Annotated in this window: 16 protein-coding genes and 2 tRNA genes; 9 read left to right on the top strand and 9 right to left on the bottom strand. The window is 43.2% G+C overall.

Annotation, left to right across the window (positions count from 1 at the left end; translation table 11 throughout):
- Window positions 1-80: 80 nt before the first annotated feature.
- The 4 genes from secA to ACE38W_RS09170 all read left to right on the top strand — a co-directional run bounded on the left by secA (window position 81) and on the right by ACE38W_RS09170 (window position 5,842).
- Window positions 81-3,398, top strand: coding sequence for a preprotein translocase subunit SecA (gene secA, locus ACE38W_RS09185; protein WP_375830259.1), 3,318 nt, complete (start codon window positions 81-83; stop codon window positions 3,396-3,398).
- A 157-nt stretch (window positions 3,399-3,555) separates the two neighbouring features.
- Window positions 3,556-4,212 (top strand): deoxyribose-phosphate aldolase, encoded by a 657-nt coding sequence (deoC, locus tag ACE38W_RS09180; protein ID WP_375830257.1) that lies wholly within the window; start codon window positions 3,556-3,558, stop codon window positions 4,210-4,212.
- A 24-nt stretch (window positions 4,213-4,236) separates the two neighbouring features.
- Window positions 4,237-4,677, top strand: a complete 441-nt coding sequence (locus ACE38W_RS09175) for an SPOR domain-containing protein (RefSeq protein ID WP_375830255.1) — start codon at window positions 4,237-4,239, stop codon at window positions 4,675-4,677.
- Complete coding sequence (locus ACE38W_RS09170; RefSeq protein ID WP_375830253.1) at window positions 4,661-5,842, top strand: M20 family metallopeptidase; 1,182 nt, start codon at window positions 4,661-4,663, stop codon at window positions 5,840-5,842. The genes ACE38W_RS09175 and ACE38W_RS09170 overlap by 17 nt, the downstream gene beginning before the upstream one ends.
- 249 nt (window positions 5,843-6,091) lie before the next feature.
- Here ACE38W_RS09170 and ACE38W_RS09165 read toward each other — a convergent pair whose 3' ends face one another.
- The 5 genes from ACE38W_RS09165 to glyA form a co-directional block, all read right to left on the bottom strand.
- Complete coding sequence (locus ACE38W_RS09165; RefSeq protein WP_375830251.1) at window positions 6,092-6,826, bottom strand: hypothetical protein; 735 nt, start codon at window positions 6,824-6,826, stop codon at window positions 6,092-6,094.
- Window positions 6,816-7,199, bottom strand: coding sequence for a GntR family transcriptional regulator (locus tag ACE38W_RS09160; protein ID WP_375830250.1), 384 nt, complete (start codon window positions 7,197-7,199; stop codon window positions 6,816-6,818). Before ACE38W_RS09160 ends, ACE38W_RS09165 begins: the two co-directional genes overlap by 11 nt.
- 11 nt (window positions 7,200-7,210) lie before the next feature.
- Window positions 7,211-8,047 (bottom strand): hypothetical protein, encoded by an 837-nt coding sequence (locus ACE38W_RS09155; RefSeq protein WP_375830249.1) that lies wholly within the window; start codon window positions 8,045-8,047, stop codon window positions 7,211-7,213.
- 6 nt (window positions 8,048-8,053) lie between these two features.
- Window positions 8,054-8,887: an ATP-binding cassette domain-containing protein gene (locus ACE38W_RS09150; RefSeq protein WP_375830247.1), complete on the bottom strand. Its 834-nt coding sequence runs from the start codon at window positions 8,885-8,887 to the stop codon at window positions 8,054-8,056.
- A gap of 283 nt (window positions 8,888-9,170) precedes the next feature.
- Window positions 9,171-10,451 (bottom strand): serine hydroxymethyltransferase, encoded by a 1,281-nt coding sequence (gene glyA / locus ACE38W_RS09145; protein ID WP_375830245.1) that lies wholly within the window; start codon window positions 10,449-10,451, stop codon window positions 9,171-9,173.
- 173 nt (window positions 10,452-10,624) lie between these two features.
- Here glyA and ACE38W_RS09140 point away from each other — a divergent pair, with 173 nt between their 5' ends.
- A complete protein-coding gene (locus tag ACE38W_RS09140; protein WP_375830243.1) occupies window positions 10,625-11,617 on the top strand; it encodes a sugar phosphate nucleotidyltransferase in 993 nt (330 codons plus the stop codon).
- Between the two features lie 24 nt (window positions 11,618-11,641).
- A complete protein-coding gene (locus tag ACE38W_RS09135) occupies window positions 11,642-12,586 on the top strand; it encodes an NAD(P)H-dependent flavin oxidoreductase (protein WP_375830241.1) in 945 nt (314 codons plus the stop codon).
- Window positions 12,587-12,617: 31 nt separating this feature from the next.
- Here the strand turns inward: ACE38W_RS09135 and ACE38W_RS09130 are convergent, their stop codons facing one another.
- The 4 genes from ACE38W_RS09130 to ACE38W_RS09115 form a co-directional block, all read right to left on the bottom strand.
- Window positions 12,618-13,913 (bottom strand): ABC transporter permease, encoded by a 1,296-nt coding sequence (locus ACE38W_RS09130; protein WP_375830239.1) that lies wholly within the window; start codon window positions 13,911-13,913, stop codon window positions 12,618-12,620.
- 2 nt (window positions 13,914-13,915) lie between these two features.
- Complete coding sequence (locus ACE38W_RS09125; protein ID WP_375830238.1) at window positions 13,916-14,851, bottom strand: ABC transporter ATP-binding protein; 936 nt, start codon at window positions 14,849-14,851, stop codon at window positions 13,916-13,918.
- A 52-nt stretch (window positions 14,852-14,903) separates the two neighbouring features.
- A complete protein-coding gene (locus ACE38W_RS09120) occupies window positions 14,904-16,466 on the bottom strand; it encodes an NAD(P)/FAD-dependent oxidoreductase (RefSeq protein ID WP_375830237.1) in 1,563 nt (520 codons plus the stop codon).
- A 111-nt stretch (window positions 16,467-16,577) separates the two neighbouring features.
- Entirely contained in the window at window positions 16,578-16,958 is a 381-nt protein-coding gene (locus ACE38W_RS09115) for a DUF3127 domain-containing protein (RefSeq protein WP_375830236.1), read from the bottom strand.
- Window positions 16,959-17,507: 549 nt separating this feature from the next.
- Here ACE38W_RS09115 and dnaA point away from each other — a divergent pair.
- The 3 genes from dnaA to ACE38W_RS09100 all read left to right on the top strand — a co-directional run bounded on the left by dnaA (window position 17,508) and on the right by ACE38W_RS09100 (window position 19,612).
- Window positions 17,508-18,941 (top strand): chromosomal replication initiator protein DnaA, encoded by a 1,434-nt coding sequence (dnaA, locus tag ACE38W_RS09110; protein WP_111595019.1) that lies wholly within the window; start codon window positions 17,508-17,510, stop codon window positions 18,939-18,941.
- A 486-nt stretch (window positions 18,942-19,427) separates the two neighbouring features.
- Window positions 19,428-19,516: transfer RNA gene (locus ACE38W_RS09105), tRNA-Ser, on the top strand.
- A gap of 22 nt (window positions 19,517-19,538) precedes the next feature.
- A tRNA-Pro gene (locus tag ACE38W_RS09100) sits at window positions 19,539-19,612 on the top strand.
- The last annotated feature ends 9 nt before the right edge of the window (window positions 19,613-19,621 follow it).

Genomic DNA, 19,621 nt, shown 5'->3' with positions numbered 1-19,621 from the left:
GATGGAATTTATTTCCAACTCAGCACGATAGGAAGGTTACACATAAAATTTAAATCGTAATTCGTAATTAAACATTCTATATGTTAGGTTTTTTAACAAAGCTGTTTGGAGGGAATAAGTCTGACAGAGATATCAAGTCTATCTCTCCAATAGTGAAGCAGATCAATGAGGAGTATGAGAAACTGCAATCCCTGCCTATTGACGACCTGCGTCATAAAACCCAGGATTTCCGCGCCCGTATCAAGGAACACCTTTCTGTTATTGATCAGGAAATAACAGAAAAACAGGAAACTGCGGACAATTCAGAGGATGTTACCATAAAAGATGCTATTTATCAAGAAATAGACGTACTGAAAAAAGACCGCGACAAACAACTGGAAGTAATACTGAAAGAGTTGTTGCCGGAAGCTTTTGCAGTTGTCAAAGAAACAGCTCGCCGCCTGGCTACCAATGACGCTATTACTTCTAATGCAACTGCGTTAGACCGTCAGCTGGCTGTTACTAAAGACTATGTTACCATTGAAGGTGACAAAGCTATCTGGAAAAACTCCTGGACTGCCGCTGGTAACCAGGTAACCTGGAATATGATCCACTACGATGTACAGCTCATCGGTGGTATCGTACTGCACCAGGGTAAAATCTCCGAAATGGCTACAGGTGAGGGTAAAACATTGGTATCTACGCTCCCTGCCTACCTCAATGCACTCGCTGGACAAGGTGTACACATCGTAACGGTGAACAACTACCTCGCACTGCGTGACTCTGAGTGGAATGGCCCTCTCTTCGAATTCCTCGGCATCACTGTTGACTGTATCGATGTTCACCAACCGAACACCGCTGCACGTCGTCAGGCATACCTCGCTGATATCACCTATGGTACTAACAACGAGTTTGGTTTCGACTATCTCCGTGATAACATGGTGCATAGCCCTGAGGAAATGGTACAACGCAAACATCACTTCGCAATGGTCGATGAGGTGGATAGCGTATTAATCGATGATGCCCGTACGCCACTCATCATTTCTGGTCCGGTATACCGCGGTGAAGAACAGGAATTCCATGTACTGCAACCACGTATTTCCAGCCTGTATGAATTACAGAGAAGAGAAGTGAATAAATATCTGCTGGAAGCTAAAAAGCTGATCGCAGAAGGTAAAGATGATCCTAAAACTGGTGGTCTTGCATTGATGCGCGCCTGGAGAGGTTTACCTAAAAACAGTGCCCTGATCAAGTTCCTTAGCGAACCAGGTATGAAAGTATTACTGCAGAAAGCAGAAAACTACTACCTCGCAGATCAACAGCGCGAAATGCCTAAAGTAGACGCTGGCCTGTACTTCACTATCGAAGAAAAAAATAACAGCGTAGACCTGACTGATAAAGGTATCGCTGAAATCACCGGCTCCGGCGAAGATGAACACTTCTTCATCCTCCCTGATGTTGGTTCGGAACTGGCAGAAATCGAAAAACTGGATGTTCCTTCTGAAGAAAAACTTCAACGTAAAGATACCCTGCTGCAAGAATTTGCCGCTAAATCTGATCGTATCCACTCTATACAGCAATTGCTGAAAGCATATACCCTCTTCGAAAAAGATGTGGAGTATGTGGTAATGGATGGTAAAGTAAAAATCGTAGACGAACAAACAGGTCGTATCCTCGATGGTCGTCGTTACTCCGATGGTCTGCACCAGGCAATCGAAGCAAAGGAAAATGTGAAAGTAGAAGCTGCTACACAAACCTTTGCTACTATTACCTTGCAGAACTACTTCCGTATGTATCATAAACTCGGCGGTATGACCGGTACTGCTTCTACAGAAGCAGGCGAGTTCTGGGAAATCTACAAGCTGGATGTAATTACTATTCCAACCAACTTGCCTATCTCCCGTAATGATGCGGAAGATTTGGTTTATAAAACCAAAAGAGATAAATACAAAGCAGTTATTGAAGAAGTGAAGAAACTGCAGGCTGCAGGTCGTCCGGTACTGGTAGGTACTACCTCTGTAGAGGTTTCTGAATTGCTGAGTAAAATGCTCACCTTCGATAAAGTGCCACACAACGTATTGAACGCGAAACAGCACGCCCGTGAAGCACAAGTTGTTGCTGAAGCAGGTTTGGCTGGCGCGGTGACTATTGCTACCAACATGGCGGGTCGTGGTACGGATATCAAACTCGGACCTGGCGTGAAAGAAGCTGGTGGTCTGGCTATCATCGGTACAGAAAGACACGAAAGCCGTCGTGTAGACAGGCAGCTGCGTGGTCGTGCTGGTCGTCAGGGAGATCCGGGTTCTTCTCAGTTCTTCGTTTCCCTGGAAGATGACCTGATGCGTATGTTCGGTTCCGATCGTATCGCAGGACTGATGGACCGTATGGGTTACAAAGAGGGCGAGGTAATTCAGCACAGCATGATTACCCGTTCTATCGAAAGAGCACAGAAAAAAGTAGAAGAAAATAACTTCGGTATCCGTAAACGTTTGCTCGAATACGATGACGTAATGAACAAACAACGTACGGTTATCTACAGTAAACGTAACCACGCATTGTTTGGCGAACGTCTGGCGATCGATATCGACAACGCGTTCTATGACGTTGCAGAAAATCTGGTAAATACCCACAGAGAAAGCGGCGACTACGAAGCTTTCAAAATGGATGCTATCATGAACTTCTCTATTGATACTGAAATCACTAAAGAAGAACTGGCCCGTACAGACATCAACGCGCTGGCAACTAAACTGTATAACGAGGGTAAATCTAACTATAACCGTAAAGTAACAGCTATTGCTGAGCACTTCGAAGGTATTTCACAACGTATCATGGCGGATCATCCAAACCAATACGGTTCTATCGGTATTCCATTCACCGATGGCCGCAGACGTATGGAGATCTATCCTGACCTGCACAAAACAGCAGAGACTCATGGTCATGAAGTAATGAATACCCTGGAGCGTACTATTACCCTGCACCTCATCGATGATGCATGGAAAGAGCACCTGCGTGCTATGGACGATCTGAAACAATCTGTACAAAGTGCAGTTTACGAACAGAAAGATCCATTGTTGATCTATAAATTTGAAGCCTTCAACCTCTTCAAAGAAATGGATGGTGAAACCAGCCGCGATATCGTTGCCTTCCTGACAAAAGCGATGATCTTCATGGATAATGAAGGCCAGCCAATGCCAGAAGCTCCGCGTCAGGAAGAAAAAACTGACATGAGCAAAATGCGCGCTACGCACGAAGATATGTCTGCTCAAAGCAGCTATCAGGACGGAGCACCTGAGTATGCACAAGAAGTAGAAGAAGAAAAACATGAGCCGGTTCGCGTAGGTCCTAAAGTAGGTCGTAATGACCCTTGCCCTTGCGGAAGCGGTAAGAAATTCAAACAATGTCATGGTCGTGACCTATAATCAGGTAACAACCGCTAAATAACCAGGGGCCGGCCATCAAAGCCGGCCCTTTTTTATTGCTGGTGGCTTATAATGACCTTAAAAGATAGTTGAAGCAGACCTCCTTTACAGGAGGAAAAGAAAAAGATTGTTTAATTTCGCCCAATAATATTATCTGATGGAAATTAACCGCTATATAGATCATACTGTATTGAAACCTACGACCACACTGGAAGATATCAAGAACCTGTGCATGGAATGCGTAGAATATGACTTCGCTGCTGCTTGTGTACCACCGCTGTACGTAAAAATCGCTAAACAGTTTTTGGCTAATACCAACACCAAAGTAGCTACTGTTATTGGCTTTCCTTTTGGTTATTCTGCTATTGAAGCAAAAGTAGCAGAAACAGTATTGGCGATTGTAGACGAAGCAGATGAACTGGATGTGGTGATCAATATCTCCGCAATAAAAAATAATGACTGGGAATACCTGGAAAAAGAGATCGCTAACCTGATGTATATTATCCGGGAAAAGAAAAAAGTGATCAAGGTAATTATTGAGAGTGGGATACTGACAGATGAGGAAATCGTGAAATGCTGCCAGCTGTATGCAAAGTACGGCGTGGATTTTGTTAAAACCTCCACCGGTTATGCTGAAAAAGGTGCTACCTTACATGCGGTGAAGCTGATGAGAGCAAATCTGCCTGCTGAAATCCAGATCAAAGCTTCCGGCGGTATACGTACCTTCGCTTTTGCAAAGGAACTGGTAGAAGCCGGCGCCACCAGGATTGGTGCAAGTGCCAGCGTATCCATTGTGAAAGAGGCTAAGGCCTGATTACTCATGACCAATTAGAAAACTATGCATAAAATTCTCCTCCTGATTTGCTGTCTGTTTGCCGGTACCTGTGTAATGGCACAAGATAACGCGACTGCCAGCAACGGTTCCGTAAAGGTGATCAAGGATAGTCGTGTTGATGTGCTGGTTAAAAAGCAGATCTATATCAATTCCCTGGCTATCCGTAACCAATCGGGCTTCAGAGTACAGGTCATCTCCACTAACAAACGTGCGGATGCTAACGAAGCCAAACAACGTGTGATGCAATTATATCCTGATGTCCGCACCTACATGGAGTTTCAGGCCCCTTATTTTAAAGTGCGTGTGGGTGATTATAAAACCCGCGAGGAAGCAGGTGAACTGCGCGATAAACTCTCCAGCCTCTTCTCTGGCGGCGTGTTTGTAGTGCCTTCCACCATCAACGTGTCACCGGATAAAGAACTATCTAATGAAGAATCTAATTAAGGAGCTGGCAAAAGCTTATGCTCCGGAGTTTATCGGGATCAGGGAACATCTGCATGCCCACCCGGAACTGTCATTCCAGGAATATGAAACCTCAAAGTTTATACAAGCGAAGCTGACAGAATTTGGCGTTCCTTTTAAAGCCGGTGTGGCGGGAACTGGTATTGTTGCCCTGATAGAAGGAAAAAATCCTACATCAAGAGTGATCGCGCTGCGCGCAGATATAGATGCTCTACCGATCACTGAAGCCAACAAAGTACCTTACAAATCTCAGAACGAAGGCGTTATGCATGCCTGCGGACATGATGTTCACACTACCTGTGTATTAGGTGCAACAAAAATCCTGAACGAAGTCAAAGATCAGTTCGAAGGAACAATTAAAATATTATTCCAGCCAGGTGAAGAAAAGCATCCTGGTGGCGCCAGCATCATGATTGAAGAAGGCGCACTGGAAAACCCACGCCCTGATGCTATCCTCGGTATGCATGTGCAACCAACTATGGAAGCCGGCAACCTGGGTTTCAGAGCAGGTCAGTATATGGCCAGCGCTGATGAAATCTACATCACTGTTAAAGGTAAAGGCGGCCATGCTGCATTGCCACAGCTAACAGCTGATACCATTCTCATTGCATCTCACATCGTAGTGGGCTTACAACAAATCATCTCCCGAAATAATAATCCATTCTCTCCTTCTGTACTGAGTATCTGCGCTTTCAACGGAGGTTTTACTACCAACGTAATTCCTAGTGAAGTTAAGCTCATGGGTACTTTCAGGGCTATGGACGAAACATGGCGCTTCAAAGCACATGACCTTATCCGCAAACAGGCGAAAGGTATTGCTGAAGCAATGGGAGCTGAAATTGATATAGACATACTCGTTGGGTATCCTACACTTTATAATAATGAAGCGGTAACAGCACAAGCACGTAGTCTTGCCGAAGAATTTATTGGTAAAGATGAAGTATTAGATACGGAGATAAGAATGGGTGCAGAAGATTTTGCTTTCTATTCTCAGATTATTCCTGCCTGCTTCTTCAGACTGGGTACTGGTAATGCCGCTAAAGGTATTAACTCTGGTGTGCACACCGCTACTTTTGATATCGATGTTAAAGCGATTGAGATTGGAATGGGTACCATGGCTTATCTGGCAACGCAGTTTAAAAAGTAATTAACTATTACCGGAATCAAAAGGGCGATGCCGTCGGCATCGCCCTTTTGATTCCGTGGTTTCCAGCGGCCAAAGGCCGCTGGAAACCACGAACCCCGGATCGCTATATAGAAACAAAAAATGCCGATAGAAATCGGCATTTAATAATTAAGGAAAATGTTGTTATGAGAGAGGCTGATGAAAATCAGCCTTTCTTTTTATTGCTTGTAAAACTGATAAGTATAATTTATTTCTAACACTAAAGAAACACTATTTAATTGACGTAAGCATATTCAGACTCCTACCCTGCAAGTCAAGTCTATCAAGACTATCCACTGTTATCTTATGCTTTTCAAAAACGACATTGAAGAGTTCCAACTCACCACCTTTTTTCATGGTGATATCTGCTGAACCAATTTGAGCGCCTTCCTGGATCTGAAGGTCATTCTTCTCACTGCCGTTGATGACCAGGTTTTTAATTTTAGCGTCACGGATGATATTGCCACAATACTCGGTATTGGTAATCGTCAAGCTATCCACGTTAATATCACCAATTGCCACGCGACTATAACTGCTTCTTATCTCTTGAATACCTGGTGTTTTCAATGTAACAATGTGTTCATTGTTTAGCCAAAGGAAAAGGGTGTCACCGGACTGCTTATGTTTAGGTGAATATCCTATACACTCTATCAATGGTTTATCACTGGAATTGATTTCCATATAATACTCCTGGAATTGATAATTTCCTTCCTTTTGCTTTGGATTGGTACGGAATTTCTCTGTATCCTCATTAAAGACGACTAGCACTTTAAAAGGTTGCACGGAAATTTCATTTAATTTTTCTTCAGGTCTTTCGGGCCCGCGCATACGTTTACCCATCTTATCTACCCAGTCTGTATTATTATTGCCTTTTTTATAGCTAGCCCAGATGGAAATATCGGCTACCAGTAATAAAAAGATTAGTATTCCGAAGAAGCCCAATATAAGTTTGGTACTAGTTTTCATGGCCGTTAAGTTTAGTTTGTTTAAACTGCTCGAAATAGGGTTTCAGATCGTCCAGGGTAATGCCCAGCAGATACAGGCTTTGGAGGAACTGAGGCAACTCATTATTGATAAATGCTTCTTTTTTAGTTTCCATGATCTTTTGTATTGCGTGGTCTTTGATAAAGTAACCTACACCTCTTTTGTTGTAGATAATATCCTGTTGTTGTAATAGCTCGCAAGTGCGCATCACTGTATTGGGATTTACTTCCAGGTCAATGGCGAGTTCGCGGACTGACGGAATTCTCTCTTCGGGCAGCCACTTTCCTAACAGGATCTGTTCGTTGATGTAATCGGCAATCTGAAGATAGATCGCCTGTGTATCTTTGAATTCCATGATTAATATTTTTATTGGACCTCTTTGTCCTTGATTCTGAAATAGGCCAGGGCCCACATGCTTGGGATCAACAAATAACGTCCGGTGAAAATCAGCACTCTGCCCACCCATTCAGGGATAAGAAAAGTATTCATTCCCATATGTCCTACTTCTGCAGGCAATTGTCTTTGTGTCATCACCATGAAGTAAGGAATACTACTATACCATTCAAACATTTTACTGCCGAACAGGATGTTGGTAAACAGGACATTTATCAGCCAGAAACAGAATAGTAGTACGGAGAAACCGAAGAATATTTTAGGGAAACTAAATTTGTAAAACAGTGTAGATCCCAGGAAAAATATGGCGTGTAGTGTCAGTACTATGATAAGTAATTCTGTTATACCAAAAGGGCCGTCAAAGAAAAGAGGAACGTCATGAATAACCTTGCCTGCTCTTAGGTTGGTGACAACAAACTCGAATACCTGGAAACCTATATAAATAGCCAGGTTCAAGAAAATGAAGATTGTTATCAAGGAGATAACGAACCTGGTAAGTACTTTTTCGAGTATAGATGCCGGGATCATGAAAAAGTCAATCCTTTGTTCCTGTTGCCCCAGGTTGGAGAAGCTTCTGGCGGTTACCAGTCCTGTAAAGAACAAGGTTGCTACCATATAAAGTGGTACCATGTGAGACAGGTGGATGTTTTGGTCATTCATCGTCCATTTGAAGGCGAAGAGGAAACCAAGCAGACAAGCGCCTGCGAGCATGCTACCAGCAAAAAGCAGGTACATTTTATAGTTGTCCAGTATATCCTTACGGAAATAAAGGCCGAATCTTTTAAGCGAGAAAGAGTTGTTGGGTTGCATAATTGGTTAGTTAAAGATTTCCTCAATACTTTGACGGTTACTGAGTACTGCGTTGAAAAGCAATTCCATGTCTACTTTGCTATGTTCCTGGTTGACATTGCGCATTACTACTGAGTGGCCTCTCAGATTACTGTCGGCATAGAGTACAGGGATCGACTTATCCAGTTGTGGCAGTAGTTTGAAGCTGAGCTTATCTGTTACTGTTTCAACAGCTTCGCGGAAGATGATTCGGTGGTTGTCGATGATAACGATGCTGTCTATCAGGTTATCAAGATCGCGTACCTGGTGTGTGGAGATGATCACGCATTTATCTTCTGAAAGGCAACCTGCGATGAGCTTACGGAAGATGCTTTTAGAAGGAATGTCGAGGCCATTGGTTGGTTCGTCCATGATGAGGACACGGGAATTGGTAGCCAGGGCAAAACTGATAAGGAATTTTTTCTTTTGTCCGTAGGACATTTCCGTCAGTTTCTGTTTTTGGGGGATGTCAAACTCTTTCAGATAGCCGAAGAAGGCTTGTTGATCGAAGTTAGGATAAAAAGCAGCTCTGGTGCTGAGGAACATATTAATGCTCACTTTTGGCAGATAGAATTCTTCTGGTACGAGAAATACTTCCTGGAGTAATGCTGGTTGGCGTTTGTGGGCATCAAAGCCCAGGATATCTACTTTACCGCTGGTTGGGAATAAAAGGCCTGCCATCTGTTTTAGAAGGGTTGATTTGCCGGCTCCATTTTTACCTAATAACCCGTATATATGACCGGGGTTCAGCTGTAGATTCAGGTCGTCAAACAACGGCCTGCCGGGCTTATAGCTGAATTTTAGGGATTGGATGTTAATCATAGCTTTAGAGTGTGGTTTAGTGTACTACTTAACTAGTACACTGTAAAAGTACAATAAGATTTGAATTCACAAAATTTTTTTTGGCAGATGATAAGTTTTTGAGCGGCAAATCAGTGTGGGTGCTGGCCTATGGCTCGTCTTGCCCCTCGAATTCTTCCTCTGTCGGAGGAGGGGGAAGAATTTTTGGAAAATAGTTGTACAAATAAGGAGGGTAAAATGATGGCAAAAAAAATCCCGCCGGTCATCAACCAGCGGGATCTCTAAAAAAATATATTATAACTGATTATCCCAGTTCAGGATACAGTGTAAACTGTTGCATGAAACCATTTACTTCGCCACGGATCTTAGTGATAAGCGCTTCGTTGTCAGCATCCATCAGCAGTTGATCTACCCAGTCAACGATTTGTTCCATATGACCTTCTTTCAGGCCACGGCTGGTAATAGCGGGAACGCCCATACGAATACCAGAGGTAACAAATGCAGATTTATCATCGTAAGGAACCATGTTTTTATTGGTAGTGATATCTGCTTTAACCAGTGTTTGTTCTGCTTTTTTACCGGAGATATTTTTATTACGCAGGTCGATCAGCATCAGGTGGTTATCGGTACCGCCGGAAACGATCTGGTAACCTCTGTCAACAAAGCTTTTAGCCATAGCTTGGGCATTTTTGATGATTTGGTTAGCGTAAACAGTATAGTCGTCAGAGAGAATTTCGAAGAAGGAAACTGCTTTAGCAGCGATTACATGTTCGAGTGGACCACCCTGGATACCTGGGAATACCGCAGTATCGATGAGGGAGCTCATCATGCGGGTTTCGCCTTTCGGCGTTTTCAGGCCGAATGGATTTTCGAAATCTTTACCCAGCATAATCATACCACCACGAGGACCACGGAGTGTTTTGTGGGTAGTAGTTGTAACGAAGTGGCAGTGTTCAAAAGGTGAGTTGAGTAAGCCTTTCGCGATAAGACCTGCAGGGTGTGCGATATCCGCCATAACGAAAGCACCAATCTGGTCAGCGATTTCGCGGATACGTTTGTAATCCCAGTCACGGCTATACGCAGAAGCACCACAAATGATCAATTTTGGTTTCTCACGGTTGGCTACTTCCTCCATTTTATCATATTCTATGAGGCCAGTCTCTTTGTTTACGCCATAGAAGTGAGGCTCATATAATTTTCCGGAAAAGTTAACGGCAGAACCATGTGTCAGGTGACCACCCATGCTCAGATCCAGTCCCAGAATTTTATCACCTGGTTGCAGGATTGCCAGCAATACCGCAGCATTTGCCTGTGCACCGGAGTGAGGCTGTACGTTGGCGTACTCAATACCAAAAATCTGTTTTGCCCTGTCAATAGCCAGTTGCTCGCTTAAATCCACGATTTCGCAACCGCCATAATATCTTCTGCCTGGGTAGCCTTCGGCATATTTGTTTGTCATCACATTACCCATTGCCTGCATTACCTGTAAGCTGGTGAAGTTCTCTGAAGCGATCAACTCAATGCCATGACGCTGACGTTCCAGTTCCTGGCGGATGATATCAAATATTTGCTGGTCTCTTTGCATGATGCCTTAAAATTTGCTGCAAAGTTAGAACAAAGGTTAATCAATTGCAATTGGATGCCATGTTTTTGCCAGAAGCTGCCGCCTTTTAGTTACAGTTCGCTTACACATATAATTTTTACTATATTTTTCAAGGCTTCCAACGATGTCTAAAATTATCCTATTTTCGCCCCATCATGAAGGCAATAATACCAGTGGCCGGAGCAGGTACTAAGCTTCGCCCTCATACATATACTCAGCCCAAAGCTTTAATTCCACTCGCAGGTCGTACAATACTCAGTATTATTGTTGATCAGCTCGTGGAAGCGGGTATCAATGAATTTGTTTTCGTTGTTGGATACCTGGGCGAAAAAATTCAGCATTACGTAGAGGATAAATATCCTAATCTCACCTGTCATTTCGTTCAGCAAAATAGCAGAGAAGGGACCGGACACGCTATTCTTCTCACCAGAGAAATTGTAGCAAATGATGAAATACTCATCGTATTAGGTGATACTATCTGCGAATGCGATTATCAGGATGTTATCGCCTCCCCGCACTCTATGTTGGGACTCAAAAAAGTGGATGATCCCCGTAACTTCGGTGTGGCTGAATTAGATGAACATGGTGTTATTACCAGAGTTGTGGAAAAACCACAAATCCCTAAGTCTAACCTCGCGCTGGTAGGTCTTTATAAAATCAAAGAATCCGCACAGTTATACGAATGCCTGCAAACCAATCTGGATAATAAAATTAAATCACACGACGAGTTTCAGCTTACAGATGCCCTGGAATGTATGATCCGTAACGGTGTGCGCTTTAATGGCTTTAAAGTAAACAACTGGTTCGACTGTGGCCGCAAGGATACACTGCTGGAAACAAATGCGATCCTTCTCAAAAAATATAAACTCGCTAATAACCCGGTATTACCTTATGAAAATACTATTATCATACCGCCGGTAAGTATTGGTGAAGGCTGTAATATCAAACACTCTATTATCGGCCCTAACGTGGCTATTGGTGATAATACCGTAGTGAATTATTCGATAGTGAAAGATTCTATCATCGGATCTTTTTCTAACCTATATGAAGTAGTTTTGAAATCTTCCTTAATAGGCAGTGATGCCAATATACGCGGACTTAGTCAGAGCCTGAACATCGGTGATAATACCGAAATCGATCTGGGCTGATAATTGGCCAACATCTTTCTCGCTATGAACAGGATTAATACATTATTTAATATACAATATCCTATCATTCAGGCTGGCATGATATGGGCTAGCGGCTGGCGTTTAGCCAGTGCCGTTAGTAATGCCGGCGGACTCGGGATCATTGGTGCAGGATCTATGTACCCAGATGTATTACGGGAACATATACGGAAATGCAAACTGGCTACCAATAAGCCTTTTGGCGTGAATGTACCGTTGTTATATCCTGATATAGACCAGTTGATAAATATTATCCTGGAAGAGAAAGTACCCATCGTATTTACTTCTGCCGGCAATCCGAAAACATGGACAGGAACCCTGAAAGCTGCTGGCATCAAAGTCGTACACGTAGTGTCCAGTTCATTATTTGCTGAAAAAAGTGAAGCCGCCGGCGTGGATGCCGTAGTAGCTGAGGGTTTTGAAGCTGGTGGACATAACGGACGTGAAGAAACTACCACCATGGTATTGATACCTGCTGTAGCCGCAAAAGTGAAAATTCCGGTGATAGCAGCAGGAGGCATTGGCACCGGACAAGCCATGGTAGCAGCTTTTGCATTAGGCGCCGAAGGTGTGCAAGTAGGTACTCGCTTCGTTACTACGCCAGAAGCATCTTCCCATATAAATTTTAAAAATGCAGTAGTGGACGCAAGAGAAGGCGATACGATGGTAAGCCTTAAAAAGCTAACACCAGTACGACTAATCAAGAATCATTTCTATGACCTTGTGAAAGCTGCAGAAGATGAAGGTGCTGATGTAGAAAAGCTGAAAGTCTTGTTGGGTCGCGCGCGTGCTAAGTCTGGCATGTTCGAAGGTAATCTCTCTGACGGAGAACTGGAGATTGGTCAGGTTAGTGCTTTGATCAGCGAAATAAAACCCGCTGCAGATATAGTGAAAGAGATCTGGAATGATTTTGAGCGGTGCAGAAAACAATTAGCAAACCTTGAGTTCTGAGCATTACACTCAGAACTCAAGTAAAATATATTTATGCTTTGCTGAAAATCCATTTGGTGGCTTCTTTCAGCGTTACCTTCTTACCATACATTAAAATTCCTGTACGATAAATTCTGCCTGACATCCAGGTGGTGAAGATAAATCCGGCTATCAGAAAAGCCATGGATAATAACAGCTGCCATACAGGAACGGTGCCTGGTACCCCAGCCGGAAGTCGCGCCATCATTATCATCGGAGAACTAAACGGAATAATACTTGCCCATACCGCCAACGTGCTGGTAGGATCTGATACCGCACGCATCATAATTACAACACTGATAATGATCGGCATTGTTACTGGCAGCGTGAGTGACTGAGCATCCTGCGGATCTTCATTTACCAGACTGCCTACTGCTGCAAACAGCGAAGAATAGAATAAATATCCACCCAAGAAGTAGAAAATGAAGCAACCGATCAGTAAAGTCCAGTTGACAGTACCCATTACATAAGTCATTTTCTTCACTGCCTCCTGCATTTCAGGATTGGAAGCGGCCTGACCAGCCATCTGAGTAGAATCAGGTGAGATAAACGCAGGCATGATTAGCGTCATCATAAATAGCAGAAAACCCCAGATAAAGAATTGTAATAATCCTACTGCAGCAATACCTATGATTTTGCCCATCATTAACTGGAACGGGCGTACGCTGGAAATCATTACTTCGGCGATACGGTTTACTTTTTCTTCCATAACGCCACGCATTACAGCAGTACCGAAGAGTATAAGGGTGAAGTAGATGATGAAGCTGCTGGCATATCCCACTACAAAGGAAACCGCGGAGCTGCCACTTTTCTCATCTTTTGTATTTTTAAAGTCAACGGTGACATCAGCTCTGATTTCATCGAGTTTATGTTTATCGATGCCATTCAGTTCCATGCGTTGTTTTTCGATAGCAGCATTGAGGTTGCTGGTGAGCGCGGATTCCAGCTCCAGGTTGGCTTGTGCATCGCTGTAGTATTCAAATCCAGAAGGCCTGTTAATATCTATCTGTGGAATGAGCAGTACGCCATTGTAGCCCATAGCTTCATAATTCTTTTTAAGAGAATCAATATTAGCGCCGGAGAGGAATTTGAAATAGGTATTTTTAGAATCATTGAAGTGTCCTGTGAAATAGCCGCTGTTGTCGATTACAGCAACACGTTTCGTGGAGGCGGACTTACCTACTATCAAAGCAGGGATGATCATCAATGCCGCAAAGGCCAGTGGTACCAGTAAGGTAACCACGAGAAAAGATTTCTTTTTAACTCTGGCCATAAATTCGTGGCCTATAATCAGTAATATTTTATTCATGGTTATGCTTGTTGGAGTAACGCTTCTGGAGATGATGATTTTTGTACCTGTGAAATAAATACCTCGTTGATGGTAGGTAATATTTCTTCAAAGAAAGTAACAGGGATTTCTTGTCTGATGAAGTGAGATAAGATATCGTTAGTACTGCTATCTTCATTGAGTTTCACTATAAAGGAGTGGTCCAGCGTGTCTACGATAGTGAAATGCCAGGTGGCCATCTGTGCGGCGTTTGGCATAACACCTACACCTATACGGAAAAGACCCTGCTTAAAGTCTTGTCTGATCTGCTTTACGCTGCCATCAAGGATTTTATGTCCTTTGTTGACGAGCATGATATGATCGCAGATTTCTTCTACCTGTTCCATACGGTGGGTGGAGAAGATGATGGTGGTGCCTTTTTGGGCCAGACTAAACATTTCTTCCTTGATGATATTGGAGTTGATAGGATCTAATCCGGAGAAGGGTTCATCAAGTATAAGCAGTTGTGGTTCATGTAGTACAGTGGCGATAAACTGTACTTTTTGTTGCATGCCCTTACTGAGTTCTTCTACTCTTTTTTTTGCCCATGGTTGTAGTTCAAATTTATCAAGCCAATAGTTGACGCGGGCTTGGGCAGTTTTTTTGTCCATGCCTTTGAGTTGTGCCAGGTAGAGGATTTGCTCGGCTACGGGTTTCTTTTTATAGAGGCCACGTTCTTCGGGCATATAACCGATGTTTTTCATATCGGTTAGGGTGTCGAATGGGCGGCCATCGAAGAGAATATTTCCGGAATCGGGATAAAAGATACCGGTTATCATGCGCAGCAAGGTTGTTTTACCTGCGCCATTGGGGCCTAACAGGCCGAATATGCTACCCTTTGAAATGGAGAAGCTGATATCATCAACAGCTTTGTGGGTGGCATAGTACTTTTTCAGGTGTTGTACATCCAGGAGGTTCATGATGAAAATTAATCATAAATCATGAGATTCTCTGGATGAACATTTGAAAAAATCAGTTTGATAATTTGGCTTTGATGATGTTGGCGATGCGTTCACCATCCATGGCAGCAGAAACGATACCACCTGCATAACCGGCGCCTTCTCCGCATGGGTAGAGGCCTTTCACCTGTGGGTGTTCCAGTGTGTTGTTGTCTCTAGGGATGCGGACAGGCGAGGAGGTGCGAGATTCGGTAGCTACTAGTACAGCTTCGGCAGTATAGTATCCGGTCATTTTTTTACCGAAGGCTTTGAATGCTTCTGCGAGTCTGGTATGTACAACTGCAGGCAATACTTCTCTGAGGTCAGTGCTTTTAATACCTGGAACATAGCTACAGTTGGGCAATGTAGCGGATACTCTTCCTTTGATGAAGTCAGTCATACGTTGCGCTGGGGCTACGAATTTGCCGCCGCCGGCGTTGTATGCTGCGATTTCCACTTCGCGTTGGTAGTACATGGCCGCTAGTTGTCCATGTTTAGCGAATGGGAGGAAGTCTGATTCTTCAATGCTTACGACCATACCGGAGTTGGCGTAAGGGTTATTACGTTTTGAAGGAGACCATCCATTGACGACGAGTTCACCGGGATCGGTAGCAGCTGGGGCGATGATACCACCAGGACACATACAGAAGGAGAATACGCCGCGGCCTTGTACTTGTTCTACAAGGCTATAGCTGGCAGGTGGGAGGAATTCGCCACGGGTAGCGCAATGATATTGAGCGCTGTCTATCAGTTCCTGTGGATGTTCTACACGTACGCCGAGAGCGAAAGGTTTTGCTTCGAGGAGTATGCCCTGGTTATTGAGCATGATGAAGATATCGCGGGCGGAGTGGCCTGTGGCTAGGATGAGATCATCACCTTCGAATTGAGCGCCGCTGGCGGTGTTTACGCCGGTGATGGCGCCATTCTGGATATTAATATGAGTGATACGTTGTTCGAAGTGAACTTCGCCACCGCTGGCGATGATTTGTTCGCGCATGGCGGTGATGATGTGTGGCAATTTGTTGGTGCCTATGTGCGGGTGAGCATCGATACCGATATTTTCATCTGCACCGAAGTGTATGAAGATATTAAGTATACGATTGATATCTCCTCTTTTGTTGGAGCGTGTATAAAGTTTACCATCAGAGTAGGTACCGGCGCCACCTTCGCCGAAGCAGTAGTTGGAGTCGGGATTTACGACACCTGTTTTATTAAGGGCGGCGAGGTCACGTCTGCGTGCGCGAACATCTTTACCTCTTTCGAGGATGATGGGTTTTATACCTAGTTCGATGAGGCGTAATGCTGCGAATAGGCCAGCAGGGCCGGCTCCGGCGATGAGTACTTTAGGTGCGGAGGCGGGGAGGTCCTGGTATAGAGGAGCTGAAGATTCGCGTTTATGAAAAGGTTCGTTGATAAAGACTTGTAGGGTAAGGATAAAGTATACCTGTCTGGATCTTGCGTCTATGGAGCGTTTGAGCAGGTTATATCCAGTAATGGATTTAGGGGGAACATTAAGGGCGGCAGCAGCGGCTCTTATAATGAATGCGTGTGCTGAAGCCTCGGCTGGCAGCAGTTTTACGGATACTTGTTGAATCATTGTTAGGTAGTTATCCTAAAGAAAAAATTACGGATTTGCGGAGAAGGTTCTATCGTTGATAGGGTACCGTTGATTCTCTGCAAATCCGTAAGATATAAGAATGTGATCTGGTTAGAAAGGAAGGTCGTCGCTACTATCGCCGCTTGCAGGCATCTGCGGAGCGTTATAGTTAGGCATTGGATCAGCGCCAGGAGCGGCAGCCATTACGGATTCCATACGCCATGCGTCAAGGTTGGTAATGTAGTTTACTTTACCATCTTTTTCCCAGCGGGTACCTTTGATATTGAAATAAACTTTAACATTTTCACCCTCATTGAACCGGTCAACGATACCAGTGCGATCTTGTACAGCCTGGAATTTGATATAGTTATTGATAATACGGCCATTGATATCATCAGATTTTTCTATAACGAACTCTCTGGTTTTAAAAGTTTCGCTACGTTGAACCGTGTTATACTTCACCACCAGCTTTCCGGTAATTTCAAAACTCATAGATAATTATTTTAAATTCAGAAGGGTCAAAGATAGGGATTTCGCAGTAGTGCGTACAAATATTTTTTATTGAAAACAGGCGCGCGTGTATATAAAGAAATAGTTCCTGATAAACTAGACCTAAAGGGATTTTTTTTAATGGAGATACTAACATAGTTTTGCACCCTCGCGAAAAAAATTGTGAATATCTACAAGTTTATCAAGCGCTAAATTTTCAGGGCTTAATCTGTACGATGTTATTTTATCACGAATGCAATACTATTTGTGATAAATGAGTCAATGATTTCATAAAGCTGCTGCAAATCAATATGGTTTAATGCAGTAAAAAAATGCGGTATGTCAATGCTGTAAAGCAATAGTGACGGGCAAGAAGAAGGTTTTTGCACACTGTAGTCAGGACAATATAAACAAGGGTAGATAAATTTTTTTTTTCAACATTTTCTACAGATATTCGTCCTCCTGTCTGAACATTTTTCGACATCCTGCGTTGAGGAATAGCGAATTCGAGAACATCCTTAATTAAGAAACAAACTAATTTTTTTTATCTCAATGAATAAAACTTGCGAACAAGTTTGGGAAAGGTGTCTTAATATAATTAGGGATATTGTGGAGTGGCAGCCTTTTAAGACATGGTTTGAGCCAATTAAACCCATTAAACTTGAAAACAATGTTTTAACCATCCAGGTCCCCAGCCAATTCTTTTACGAGTATTTAGAGGAGCATTACGTGGGATTGTTAGGAAAAACCATCAAAAGAGAATTAGGTAAAGAAGCCAGGTTGGAATACCGCATTGTAGTAGAGAACGGTACGCCACACCAGAATCCCAGAACTGTAAACATGCCTACGCAGTTTACTAAACCTCAGAAAGACAATGAAGTTGATTTCCCGTTAACGATCCAGAATCCGGTTAAGAATCCGTTTGTAATACCGGGGATTAAGCGTGTCCAGATTGACTCACAGCTGAATCCAAATTATACATTTGATTCTTATATAGAAGGTGACTGTAACAGGGTAGCACGCCGTGCTGGTAAAACTGTAGCTGAAAAGCCCGGTGGTACTTCGTTTAACCCGCTTGTAATCTATGGCGGTGTTGGACTTGGCAAAACGCATCTTGCCCAGGCTATTGGTAATGAGGTGAAAAGAATTCATCCCAACAAAGCTGTATTGTATGTAAGTGCGGAGAAATTTATCAACCAATTCATTGATCATAGTAAGAATAATATTATCAATGATTTTATTCACTTCTATCAACTGATAGATGTGCTGATCGTTGATGATATTCAGTTCTTCGCCCGTGCAGAAAAAACACAGGATGCATTCTTTGCTATCTTCAACCATTTACATCAGTCAGGAAAACAACTGATACTTACTTCTGATAAAGCGCCTAAAGATCTGGACGGTGTACAGGAACGCCTGTTGAGCCGCTTCCGTTGGGGCCTTAGCGCGGATATTCAGATCCCTGATTTCGAAACAAGGATGGAAATCCTTGAAATGAAAATGAGAAACGACGGTCTGGAAATGCCTAAAGAAGTCGTGAAGTATGTAGCATATAATATTCAGACAAATGTACGCGAACTCGAAGGCGCACTGATCTCTCTCCTCGCCCAGTCTTCTCTTAACAGAAAAGAAATTGACCTGGAACTGGCGAAACGCGTGCTGAAATCCTTCGTGAAAACTTCTTCCAAAGAAATTACGATCGAAAGTATTCAGAAAATGGTTTGTGAATACTTTGATGTTCCATATGATAAATTACTGCAGAAGACACGTAAACGTGAAATTGTGCAGGCACGCCAGATTACTATGTATTTGGCTAAATCTTTCACCAAAAACTCTTTAAAGACTATTGGTGAGCATTTTGGAGGTAGAGATCATACTACTGTGATCCACTCCTGTCAGACAGTGAAAGACTTAATGGATACCGATAATAATTTCCGCGACAGTGTAATTGAACTGCAACAAAAAGTTCAGCTGGCGGCAATGTAATTACCCCCCTGTAACCTATTTGTAACATGCCCTCTACACAGTAGAGGGCATGTTTTTTTTGTGCCTGTCAACTTAGCCTTCCCGCTCTATTCAGTAAAAATCAACTACAGGATAAGGTGAAATACAGCAATAAAAAGCTGTTTGCCTTGCGTATTCTTCGGGGAGATGATCATCTTGTATTGTTTTTTTAATGTTTAAAAAGATGTCTGCCACGATTTTATTTTCCGTGAGTTGAAGGAAAAAATACCCGGTTTGCTCGTTTTTGAACCTCATTTGAAAAATATTTTTAAATTTTTTTCGTGTAGGCGTCTACGAGATTAGTCTTCTGTAAGTCAGTATGGTAAAGGGTTTTGGAGTTATTGCCGTTAGCCATTGCGCACTTTTTCAAAAAAAAGTTTTAAAAAACTGTAAATGTTTTTTGTGAAATTAAAATATTTCCTATTTTTGCAACCCCTTCACACACAAAGCGAAGGGAAACAAAAGAAAGGTGAGGTGCCTGAGTGGCCGAAAGGAACGGTTTGCTAAACCGTCGTACGGGTTAAACTGTACCGAGGGTTCGAATCCCTCCCTCACCGCGAATCCAAGTCGGGATTCTTTCGGGGTGTAGCGTAGCCCGGTATCGCGCCACATTTGGGATGTGGAGGTCGTAGGTTCGAATCCTGCCACCCCGACGGAAAACA

Origin of the sequence: Chitinophaga sp. Hz27, from assembly GCF_042263525.1 — a bacterium.
Taxonomy (GTDB): Bacteria; Bacteroidota; Bacteroidia; order Chitinophagales; family Chitinophagaceae; genus Chitinophaga.
This window is presented reverse-complemented; position numbering and strand designations above follow the sequence as displayed.